We start from the raw sequence: 10,255 nt of genomic DNA, 5'->3' as shown, positions 1-10,255 counted from the left end.
GGTTATACGCCTTGAAGGCTCAATATGGCTTGAGCTGTTCTTTACTGCCGACTGCTTGCTGCCAACTGCCAACTATTTCTATTCTTCTCTGCCAACTGCGAACTATCACTCAGCTCTGCCGACTGCCATCTGCCAACTATCTCTCTGCTCGTCCCTCCGGCTCTCGTCACTATCCGAAGGGCCTGGACCAATGGTCGAATCGCAATACTGATTTCCGATTTCCATAATCCTTGATAGGCTGTATAGAATACCATTTAATGCTTCATCTAAAACCAACAAGGAAGTTCTTAAGTGAAAGTATTATTTCTCGATGAGTCAGGCGACCACAATCTCGCCATTATCGATCCACAATACCCCCTGTTTGTACTGGGCGGTGTAATCGTTGATCAGGATTATGCTGCGGGGGTGATGACAGACAGGTTGAATGCTTTCAAGCAAAAACATTTCGGGACGACGGAAATCATATTACATACCGCAGATATCACCCGGAACAAATGCGGCTTTGAACGGATGAAAGAGAAGCAGTTCCGTGAGAATTTCTATCGTGATCTGAATGATTTGATGCGCTCATTGGATTACACAGTGGTGGCCTGTGTCATTCGCAAAGATGATCATATATCACGATACGGCGTGGCTGCACTGGACCCTTATCTTATGAGTCTCGATATTCTTGTCGAGCGATTTTGTATGGAAGTGGGCAACAGAGAGGATGGCGGTGTGATCGTGGCAGAACGAAGAGACCCGACTCTGGACCGGGAACTCGATCTCGCCTGGTTGAACCTTAAAATTCAGGGTACACATTACATGCAGGCCCGGGAAATCGAACATCGGATCACCGGACTGAATTTACGGCCCAAAACAGCCAATCTTGCCGGCCTGCAACTCGCCGACCTGATCGTCACGCCAATCGGGCGATATATCCTGGGTAAAACAATCAAGGAAGATTATCGGATTATCGAGTCGAAATTTCGAAGGGGAAGAACAGGTGATCACGAAGGATACGGACTGGTCGTATTGCCCAAATGAAAGGGGCCAACCCCCGCTACGCAGTGATCAGCCCACATAACTAACTATAGGGGATCGGGCCGAGAAATTCAATCAGACTATGAGAACGCCATCCAACTGGGCCAACAAAAAATATACTTATTTTGTGCCCACTGAATAATATTCCCTGTAAAAACAATAAGATAAAACCAATGCGCCGGAACCGCGAAATGTATGCCCGAAGGGCCTGGGCGCGATATTCACTTGATCCGGCTCTTCTCTGCCAACTGCCAACTGCTAACTATATTTTTGCTCGTCCCTGCCCGAACGGCCCGGGCCTGTAGGAGCGCCCCGCGGGCGCGATTCTTTCTATGCGCCGGATCCGCTCTGCCTGGTTCGTCCTACCGGTTACCCCCGAGTTATTGACAGCTTGCCGGTAAAAGATAACTCTGATGCTCTTGCCGATAAGTTCGGCGCCAGCATTCTTGATCCGGCATATTGTGGTAAAACTACGAAGCGACGCCTGATGACAAACAAAGACCGCTACGATGTCTCTGATTCGATAGAAGCACGCTTTGAGCCGGGCTCCAATGAGAGCGTATTGAAAAACAAACTTGGCATCACTGATCCGGCAGAAATGGACCGGATTGAGGCCGAGGCGTTAATCAAAGCAACAGATACGCTGTTTCATGAATACGATGCGGAGCATCGCTTTACGGCTGACGACATTTGCCATATGCATCAGTTGTGGCTGGGTGATATTTACGAATGGGCAGGGAGATACCGCCAGATCAACATCAGCAAAGACGGATTCGCCTTTGCAATGGCGGCCCAGGTTCCAAAGTTGATGGCCGCATTTGAAACAGAACAACTGACAAAATATACGCCCTGTAATTTTACCCGTCGCCAGGATATCGTCAGGGCCCTGGCAGAAGTGCATGTGGAACTGGTCCTGGTCCACCCCTTTCGGGAGGGCAACGGTCGTTGCGCACGCCTGCTCGCAAGTATCATGGCGCTGCAGGCCGGACTGCCGGTATTGGACTTCAGCTTGTTAAGTAAAATGAAGAAAGCGGATTATTTCGCCGCGGTTCAAGCCGGCATGGATCGCAACTATCGGCCAATGGAGGACCTGTTCGTGGAAATTATCAAGAACTCGATTCGGGCTTAGACGGGGCAGGTTGAAAATCACCATCGGTAACATCAGTGATTTGTCGGCGTATTACCGCAACACTTTCCCCGGTTTCGATAGCAGTGGAGCTGGAAACACTGGTGATCAGGGCATCCCGGTATTTCCGGGGATCCCGCAGATGAGGATTGGACTTGAACAGGGATTTCTTTGTCATGCGCAGCGCCTTCAAAGTCAGGAGACGGCCCCCGAAGCGCCTGGATTCCCGGGGCTCACAGCCAACCGCTGGAAGGAAGCACCGCAGACACACAGACAAGCACGCAGCAGGATTGACCCGTCTACTCTCTATGATCGCATCTTTTGCTTAAAATTCAAGCAATTATGCACTGAATTCAGACAAATGTCGGGAATAAATTAATCACGAATCAACAAGTTAATCGGTTTTACGTTCCCGGCCCAACCCTCGTCCCTGCCCGAAGGGCCAGGCCAGTGGCAGGCTCATTTAAACGGCGCTATTTTGCAGAACCAGCGCTGGCCGATCTACAACGCATCAAGCAGGGGTACCATGACCAGGGTGTCCCCGAGGTTGGCATCATGAGCCTGACAATCTTCCGCCCATCAGGATCACCGCTGAACCCAGCAAAATGATTGCCGCACCAAGAATATCACTGGGTAGGGGACGACTCTGTTCTACAATCACGACCCAGACCAACGAGGCAATAATGTAAATCCCGCCGTACGCGGCATAGGTGCGTCCGGCCAGGCTCAGATCGACACGGGTCAAAATAGCGGCGAACAGAAAAAGCGCGATGATGCCTGGCAATAGCCAAAGCGCGCTGCGATCAAGGCGCAACCACATCCATAGCGTATAACAACCGGCAATTTCAAAAACTGCCGCCGCCACATACCAGAACCAGGCCGCGAACAGATTCATTTGTCTGCTTCTTTCATCAAGCGTATTCTTTCATAATTAATATGTTTACAGCTTACTTCGGCACACAAGGGTATCGCACCAAGATGACTACAAAAAATAACCGCCATCCCTCTAGGAAAGGATACGCCCGGTAACAATTGATGCCAGGCGGCATGGCGACCGTTGTTTATTTCACTTTTATGTCATCGTCTCTTGTGTGGTTTTAAAGGGTTTGTTTTGGTTGGCACTTTACGTTAGGATAAAAACCATGCGTGGGATAGCTATCCTGTTTCTGTCGTTTTTATTGCTGGTCGGCAATACGGCCATCGCCGTCGATCTGCATGCCGAAGCGCTGAACGGGCAACATCATCCCGAGTCGACCCCTGATAACAAGCATCCCGATAAGACGACACAGGCCGCCTCTCACCACTGTTGCCACGGTCAGGCCCATTTCCTTTCTGTTCCCACGGAATCCCGATTTAATGGCCTGATCGCCACCGGCCACGACTGGGCAATTCTGTCAACGATTCGTCCCGAACATCCCGGCCACGCGCCGCCAACTCCACCCCCGATCTCCCTCAGCTGATCATCTGGTTACTGGTCCGACTGCCGGACTGATCCGTCCATGATTTCCATGGTACATGGTGGCGCATGAGCGTCTCACATGTTGACCGTCGACGTATGTATAACCGGCATGATGTTTTGCCGCCGATGAACGTTCGATGGATCACAGATCATCTCTGTTCACCCGTGCAGCGGTTCAAGATTCGACGGCCTGACCGTCCGTATCCCGACAATTGAAACACAACAGGAGATGACATCGTGTATTCATCCCTTCGATATTTAACCGTGGTCGGCCTGTGCTTGCTGGCGGCAATTAGCCAGTCTGTGGCGTCGCCTGATCCGACACCGGCCCGACTCAGCCTGGATGCCGCGTTAAGCCGCGCCATGGAATACAACTATGCCATTCAGGCGGCACAACGGCGCGTGGGTATCCGCGCCGGCGAGGCCGAACATGCCGGGCGTTTGTTTCCCTCCAACCCGGAGCTGGAACTGGAAAGGGCGGACCGCGAAGCACCCGATGGCAGCAGTACCACGGATCTGGGCATTACCCTCAAGCAGGAAATCTGGATGGGCAACAAGGGTGACCTGCGCGAGGAGGCCGCGAACCTGCGTACCAAAGCGGCCCGCAACGAACTGGATTTTCTGCGCACCAGCGTCGCCGCGCGCACGCGCCGCGCCTTCATGCGGGTTCTGCTGGCCCGCGAGGCGGTGCGCACCGCCGAACGGGTGGTGGAGCTGGCCGAGCGTCTTCAGCGTTATGCCCGGCGCCGCAAACAGGCCGGGGAGGCGACCCGGATGGAGGTCAACGTGGCGGTAATCGGGCTGGGCCGGGCCCGCGCCGAGCGGGTCAGGGCCGAACGGGACCTGACTCGCGCCCGGCTCACCCTGGCCGAAATACTCAACATCGATCCCTCGCGCCCCCTGGAGCCGCAAGGTGAACTGCAACCGGTGGCCCTGAATCTGCCCAATACCAATACGCTGGTACGCCGCGCATTGGATCGGCGGCGCGATCTGGCCGGCTCGGCCCAGGCGGTGCTGGCGGCCCGCAAGGAGTTGCGCCTGGCCAACCGGGAGATCATCCCCAATCTCACCATCATGGGGTTCTATAAAGAGGAAGAGTCCGCGGAGATCACCGGTCTGGGCGTCTCCGTGCCGATTCCCCTGTTTCATTATTACAGCGGGGAGCAGGCGGCCGCCGGTGAACGATTGCAACTGGCCCAGGTGGAGCGTGATGCGCTGATGTTGCAGGTGCGTCGCGAAACATTACAGGGGATCGCCGACTATCGCGCGGCCCGCCGTCGTGTGGATCTACTGAACGACGATATGCTCGCGGCCGCCGAACAGAACCTGCGTCTGACCCGCGTCGCGTTCAGCGAGGGCAAGGTCGGCGCGCCGGCGATCACCACTGCCCAGGACAACCTGCTCAACGTGCGCCGCACCTATCTGGATGCCCTTGACGAATTGATCAGCGCCGCCACGGCGCTGGAGCGGGCCACGGGTGGCCTGATTCACATGGGGCAGGGCGTACCTAAAACCGATTCCCGGGAGAAATCATAATGACTATCCGACAGACACACCTTTATATACTGTTAATGCTGGGCGGCCTGGCCCTGCCCATCGGCGCGCCGCTGGCCGCCGAAGAAGACCACGCCGCCGAACCGGCGGGCGAGCATGAACGGCATGTCGAAGAAGGCGCTCACAAGGAAGCGGACGGCGAGGAAAAGCACAAGGAAAACGCGGTCCATCTGAGCGAGGCCCAGCACAAACGGCTGAACCTCAAGGTGGAGAAAGCCGAGCGCGGCAGCGCCGAGGCGGTTGTCCGCCTGCCGGCCACACTGGACTTCGACGCCGATCGCATCGCCCGGATCGGCCCGCGGCTGCGCGCCAAGGTCGTCGAAGTGGTCAAGGATCTGGGCGCGCCGGTACGGGCCGGCGAGCCGGTGCTGATCATGGACAGCGTGGCCCTGGGCAAGGCCAAGGCCCAGTATCTGACCGCCCGCGCGCGATTCAACACGGAACAGGCCAACTATAACCGCGAGCAGGAGCTTGCGGCTCAGGAAATTTCCAGCGAGGCGGCATTGCTGGAAGCCCGGGCGCGCTATCGCCAGGCCCGGGCCGAACTGGAGGCCGCGGCCGAGGAACTGCGCCTGTATGGTCTCTCGCGTGAAGCCGTCAAGGCTATCGAGGCCGGCGGCAAGACACCCCTGTCGCGTTATGTCCTGACCAGTCCCATCGACGGAGTCGTCCAGCAGCGTGATGTGGCACCGGGACAGACCGTTGGCCCGGAAGCGACTCCGATTCATGTGGTCGATGACAGCCGCATGTGGGTCATGATCCAGGCCTATGAACGCCATATCCCGGCCCTGGCAGACGGCCAGCAGGTGCATCTGCGCCTGCGCGCCCTGCCCGATGAGACCTTCGAGGGGCGGGTCGACTGGATCTCGCGGGCGCTGGATCGCGACTCGCGCACGCTCGATCTTCGCGCCACGGTCGACAACCGCGACCATCTGCTGCGCGCCGGCATGTTCGGCACCGCCTCCATCCATGTGGCCGAGGGTGGGGAGACCGCCCTGGTGCCCGTGGACGCGGTGCAGCGCATCGAGGACAAGCCCATGGTATTCGTGCCCGGCGACGAGCCGGGGGCGTATCGCGCCGTCCCGGTGGTACTGGGCGAAGAGTCCGGCGGCCAGGTGGAGGTGATCGCCGGCCTGCATCCCGGAGAGGCACTGGTGGTTGCCGGTGCCTTCGATCTGAAATCCGTCATGACCGCCGGTGGCCGCAGCGCCGCCCACAACCACTAAGGGGAGAGCCGTATGATCGACAAACTGATACGCGCGGCGCTCGCCAACCGCCTGCTGACCCTGGTGCTGGTGCTCGGCCTGGCCGGTGCCGGTGTCTATTCCCTGCAGCGGGTGCCCATCGATTCGTTTCCCGATGTCACGCCGTCCATGGTCCAGGTCTTCACCGCCAGCCCCGGCCTCTCGCCGGTGGACGTGGAGACGCTGATCTCCTATCCGGTGGAGATCTCCATGTACGGCCTGCCCGGCCTGAAACGGGTGCAGAGCACCTCCATCTTCGGGCTCTCAAGGGTGAACATCTATTTCGAGGACGGCACCGACATCTACTTCGCCCGCCGGCTGGTGATGGAGCGCCTGGCCAAGGCCCGCGAGGCGATCCCCAAGGGGCTGGGCGAGCCGGAACTGGGGCCCATCACCAGCGGTCTGGGTCGGGTGTTCATGTACACCATCGAGAATGCGGAGGGCGCCAACCACTCACCAATGGCACTGCGCACCGCCCAGGACTGGATCGCCAAACCCATGCTGCGCACCGTCCCCGGGGTGACCGGCGTGCTCTCCATCGGCGGCGATGAGAAACAGTACCAGGTGAAACTGGATCAGGATGCGCTGGTGGCGCGGGACCTGGGCATCGCCGATGTACGCCGCGCCATTGTCGCCAACAACCGTAATGTGGGCGCCTCGTTCATCAATCGCGGTGGCGAGGAGTACATCATCCGTGGCTACGGCTGGGTGCAGCCCGGCGACAAGGGCCTGGAGGATCTGCGCAACATCCTGATCCGCGAGAAGGGCGGCACCCCGGTCTATCTGGGCGACGTGGCCGAGGTGAGCTACGGTCCCGCCATCCGCCGTGGTGCTCTGGTCGCCAACGGGGAAGAAGCGGTAGGCGGCTTCGTGCTCAAGCTGATCTATACCAACACCCAGGAACTGCTCGGCGCCATCGAAAAGAAGGCGGAGGCCATCAACCAGGCCCTGCCCGATGGGATGGTGCTCAATGACTACTACTCCCAGGGCGATCTGGTCTCCAAGGCCGTCGGCACGGTGGAGAAGGCGCTGCTGGAAGGCGCCGTACTGGTGCTGGTGCTGCTGTACCTGTTCCTGGGCAATGTACGCTCGACGCTGATCGTGATCGCCAGTCTGCCGCTGGCGGTGCTGGCAGCCTTCATCGCCATGGACTACGTGGGTATGTCCGCCAACCTGATGAGTCTGGGCGGCCTGGCCATCGGCATCGGCATGATGGTCGACGGCGCCGTGGTGGTGGTGGAGAACATCTTCCGTCACATGGAGGAAAGACAGAACGAGAAGATCAGCATGGTCCGACTGGTGGGCGAGGCCGCCCGCGAGGTGGCCCGGCCGGTCGTGTTCGCTATCGGCATCATCATCATCGTGTTCCTGCCGCTGTTCACCCTGCAGGGGGTGGAGGGCAAGATGTTCTCGCCCATGGCCTATACCATCTCCTTTGCCCTGGCAGGTGCGTTGCTCATGGCGCTGACCCTGGTGCCGGTGCTGGCCAGCCTGGTGTTCTCCAAAGGCAGCGCCCACGGTGAGCCCCGGCTGGTGGGCTGGCTCAAACAGGTCTACCGCCCGGTCATCCGGACCGTGGTGCAACGTCCGAAGGCGGTGTTCGGGACGGCGGTGGCCGTGTTTGCCGCGAGTTTGACCCTGTTTCCGTTTCTGGGTACGGAATTTGTGCCGACCCTGCGCGAGGGCACCTTCCTGGTGCGCTCGACGCTGCCCCCCGGCACCAACCTGGATAAATCCATCGAATACTCCAGCCATATCCAGGCGATCTTCGACGAGTTCCCGGAGGTCAAGGGCACCTACGCCCGCGTCGGCCGCGCCGAGGTCGGCGGCGATCCCGAGCCGGTGAACGTGGTGGCCTCGCTGGTCGCCCTCAAGCCACTCGACAAGTGGGACAGCGGGCGCAGTTATGAACAACTGCAAAGTGTGATGGCCGAGCGGCTGCAGGCCGAACTGCCGGGACTGGCCAACAACTTCTCCCAGCCCATCGCCCTGCGCACCGACGAACTGCTGTCGGGGATCATGGCCCAGGTGGTGATCAGCCTGTATGGCGAGGACCTGGATGAGCTGGCCGAATACGGGGAGAAGATCCAGCACATCGCCAGAGGGGTGGACGGCGCGGTCGACGTGCGCATGCAGCAACAGGGCGGCAAGCCGCAGGTGGTGGTGCGCCCGATCGCGGGGAACTGGCCCGTTACGGCATCGCCCTGGATGAGGTGCTGAACGCGGTGGAGACCGGCATCGGCGGCGCCACGGCGGGGCAGGTGTTCGAAGGCATTCGCCGTTTCGACATCTTCGTGCGCCTGGCCGCGCAGAGCCGGGAGCGGATCGATCAGATCCGCAACCTGCCCCTGCGCACCGCCGAGGGTGCGCTGATCCCGCTGTCGCGCGTGGCGGACGTGGAGGTGTTCGTCGGGCCCAAGAAGATCTCGCGGGCCAAGGCCAGCCGCCGGGTGTTCGTGCAGCTCAATGTGCGCGGGCGCGACATGGGCAGCGTGGTGTCTGATATCGAGAAGCGGGTCAACAGTGAAATCGATCTGCCGGCCGGTTATTACGTCGAATACGGCGGCCAGTTCGAGAACCAGCGCCGCGCCATGCAAACCCTGTACATCGTGGTGCCCATCACCCTGGCGCTGATCTTTTTGATGCTGTTCTCGGCTTTCGGCAGCCTGCGCTACGCGGTGCTGATCTTTTTGAATGTGCCGTTTGCCATCACCGGTGGCATCATTGCCCTGTGGATATCCGGACTGTATCTGTCAGTGCCGGGTGCCGTGGGCTTCATCGCCGTGTTCGGGGTGGCCGTGCTCAACGGCGTGGTGATGGTCTCGTACATTAACCAGTTGCGAGAACAGGGTATGGAGACGCTGGAGGCCGTACGAGTCGGTGCTGAACGTCGCCTGCGTCCGGTATTGATGACCGCCTCGGTGGCCATCCTCGGGTTGATCCCGCTGCTGCTGGCCAGTGGTATCGGTGCCAACGTGCAGCGACCGCTGGCGGCCGTGGTCATCGGCGGCCTGGTCACCTCGACCCTGCTGACCCTGCTGGTGCTGCCGAGTGTCTATCGCTGGTTCGCCGTGCCGCGCCGTGAAGCCAAAATCTGACAAGAGGAATCCATTATGAAAGAGATCAAAGCCTATATCCGCAACAACATGGTCGATGCCGTGATCGATGCCCTGGCGGCCATGCCGGACATTCCCGGCGTGGCCGTGGTGCCGGTCAACGGTTTCGGTCATGTCCATGACAACGGGGATACCACCGTGCGCGTCTCCATGAGCAAACTGGAGATCGACGTACCGGCGTATGAGGTGGAAGCCGTCATCGACTGTATTACGCGTCATGCGCGCACCGGCGAGGGCCACCCCGGCGACGGCAAGGTCTACGTCCAGAGCCTGGACGAAGCCGTGCGCATCGCGGACGGGCAGCGGGGCGAAGGGATCCTCGTCCGCTTCGTGTGATCCGGCCTGCCGGATCACACGAAAGCAGGGTGGATCAAGCCACAGGCGGATCCACCTTCCCCGGGCCTGTGGGAGCACCCCGCGGGCGCGATTTCGAATAAGCCGGATCCGCTGCGCTTGATCCGGCCTACCGGGTCACAAAAGCAGGGTGGATCAAGCCGCAGGCGGATCCACCTTCCTCGGGCCTGTGGGAGCGCCCCGCGGGCGCGATTCTTTCTATGCGCCGGATCCGCTCTGCCTGGTTCGGCCTACCGGTTACCCCCGAGTTATTGACAGCTTGCCGGTAAAAGATAACTCTGATGCTCTTGCCGATGAGTTCGGCGCCAGCATTCTTGATCCGGCATATTGTGGTAAAACTACGAAGCGACGCCTGATGACAAACAAAGACCGCTACGAT

Annotated in this window: 8 protein-coding genes and 1 pseudogene; 8 read left to right on the top strand and 1 reads right to left on the bottom strand. The window is 59.4% G+C overall.

The genetic code is table 11. The features are described from left to right. Window positions 1-291 precede the first annotated feature (291 nt). The 3 genes from U5K34_RS09205 (at window position 292) to U5K34_RS09195 (ending at window position 2,528) form a co-directional block, all read left to right on the top strand. On the top strand, window positions 292-1,026 hold the full coding sequence (locus U5K34_RS09205) for a DUF3800 domain-containing protein (protein WP_322568099.1): 735 nt from the start codon (window positions 292-294) through the stop codon (window positions 1,024-1,026). A 388-nt stretch (window positions 1,027-1,414) separates the two neighbouring features. Continuing rightward, window positions 1,415-2,152: a Fic/DOC family protein gene (locus U5K34_RS09200; RefSeq protein ID WP_322568098.1), complete on the top strand. Its 738-nt coding sequence runs from the start codon at window positions 1,415-1,417 to the stop codon at window positions 2,150-2,152. Window positions 2,153-2,162: 10 nt separating this feature from the next. Then, the gene (locus tag U5K34_RS09195; protein WP_322565773.1) at window positions 2,163-2,528 is read left to right on the top strand and encodes a hypothetical protein; all 366 of its coding nucleotides are present in this window, start codon (window positions 2,163-2,165) and stop codon (window positions 2,526-2,528) included. A gap of 174 nt (window positions 2,529-2,702) precedes the next feature. Here U5K34_RS09195 and U5K34_RS09190 read toward each other — a convergent pair whose 3' ends face one another. Next, window positions 2,703-3,044: a YnfA family protein gene (locus tag U5K34_RS09190; RefSeq protein WP_322565766.1), complete on the bottom strand. Its 342-nt coding sequence runs from the start codon at window positions 3,042-3,044 to the stop codon at window positions 2,703-2,705. 247 nt (window positions 3,045-3,291) lie between these two features. Between U5K34_RS09190 and U5K34_RS09185 the strand changes: the two genes are divergently transcribed. From U5K34_RS09185 to U5K34_RS09165, 5 genes and pseudogenes are all read left to right on the top strand, one after another. Beyond that, complete coding sequence (locus U5K34_RS09185) at window positions 3,292-3,609, top strand: hypothetical protein (protein WP_322565767.1); 318 nt, start codon at window positions 3,292-3,294, stop codon at window positions 3,607-3,609. A 236-nt stretch (window positions 3,610-3,845) separates the two neighbouring features. Then, a complete protein-coding gene (locus U5K34_RS09180; protein ID WP_322565768.1) occupies window positions 3,846-5,144 on the top strand; it encodes a TolC family protein in 1,299 nt (432 codons plus the stop codon). Then, window positions 5,144-6,388: an efflux RND transporter periplasmic adaptor subunit gene (locus tag U5K34_RS09175; protein ID WP_322568097.1), complete on the top strand. Its 1,245-nt coding sequence runs from the start codon at window positions 5,144-5,146 to the stop codon at window positions 6,386-6,388. Before U5K34_RS09180 ends, U5K34_RS09175 begins: the two co-directional genes overlap by 1 nt. Window positions 6,389-6,400: 12 nt before the next feature. After that, window positions 6,401-9,504, top strand: a pseudogene (locus tag U5K34_RS09170) (efflux RND transporter permease subunit). 15 nt (window positions 9,505-9,519) lie between these two features. Then, window positions 9,520-9,858 carry a P-II family nitrogen regulator gene (locus U5K34_RS09165; protein WP_322565771.1) on the top strand — a complete coding sequence of 113 codons (339 nt, stop codon included), beginning with the start codon at window positions 9,520-9,522 and terminating at the stop codon, window positions 9,856-9,858. Window positions 9,859-10,255: the final 397 nt, after the last annotated feature.

The organism is Thiohalophilus sp. (genome assembly GCF_034521165.1).
In the GTDB taxonomy this organism is placed as follows: Bacteria; Pseudomonadota; Gammaproteobacteria; order UBA6429; family Thiohalophilaceae; genus Thiohalophilus.
This window is presented reverse-complemented; position numbering and strand designations above follow the sequence as displayed.

Coding starts and splice junctions, on each gene's coding strand:
- U5K34_RS09175 (WP_322568097.1), top strand. CDS start 5,144: ATGACTATCCGACAGACACACCTTTATATACTGTTAATGCTGGGCGGC.
- U5K34_RS09185 (WP_322565767.1), top strand. CDS start 3,292: ATGCGTGGGATAGCTATCCTGTTTCTGTCGTTTTTATTGCTGGTCGGC.
- U5K34_RS09190 (WP_322565766.1), bottom strand. CDS start 3,044: ATGAATCTGTTCGCGGCCTGGTTCTGGTATGTGGCGGCGGCAGTTTTT.
- U5K34_RS09165 (WP_322565771.1), top strand. CDS start 9,520: ATGAAAGAGATCAAAGCCTATATCCGCAACAACATGGTCGATGCCGTG.